This is a genomic window from Mesorhizobium sp. (assembly GCF_005063415.1).
Taxonomy (GTDB): Bacteria; Pseudomonadota; Alphaproteobacteria; order Rhizobiales; family Rhizobiaceae; genus Mesorhizobium.
Map to the genome: position 1 here is coordinate 1 of NZ_SUEG01000369.1, position 606 is coordinate 606.

Sequence of the window (606 nt, forward strand, 5' to 3'; positions counted from 1 at the left end):
GAGTTTGCCGCCTGGCTCGGGCTGACACCTTCGCAAAACTCGAGCGGCGGAAAGGACCGTCTCGGGCACATCACCAAGATGGGCGACCGGTACCTGAGAAAGCTCCTTGTGATCGGCGCGACCTCCCTGATCCGACGGGCAAGGCATAAGCCCGAGGCTGCGGATCCGCGCCTCCTCGCGTTGCTCGCCAGGAAGCCAGCGCGCGTGGCGAGCGTAGCGATGGCAAACAAGATGGCCCGCGTGGTGTGGGCTATCATGGCGCGCGGCGAAACCTATCAGGCGCGTCATGCTCCGAACCTTGCAGCGTAAGTTGCGCAGAAGACGAGACACTGAAGCAGAAATCAGATCGAGCCGATCGATCGGCTCCATGAGGTTGTGAGAGCGACGCGATGTGATGGCGAGACCGGTCAGGCCGGGAACAGGGACAACCCATGCGATGTCGGAGGCATCATAGCCTGATAAGCAGATTGGGACCCAGTTCGCCGACCCCATCAGGGCCAGCAGTCTCGAATGGCTGCATCAACAGGCCGGACAGAAGACTGCACCCGACCAACGCGCCATAATGTCGAATTACCTCTTGCATCGCGGGAGCCATCCACAGAAGAC

1 protein-coding gene is annotated in these 606 nt (G+C 61.2%); it reads left to right on the forward strand.

What is annotated here, in order from left to right:
• The coding region (locus tag E5W70_RS32645) for a transposase (RefSeq protein ID WP_292665496.1) at positions 1-309 on the forward strand (309 nt) is incomplete at its 5' end.
• Between the last annotated feature and the right edge of the window lie 297 nt (positions 310-606).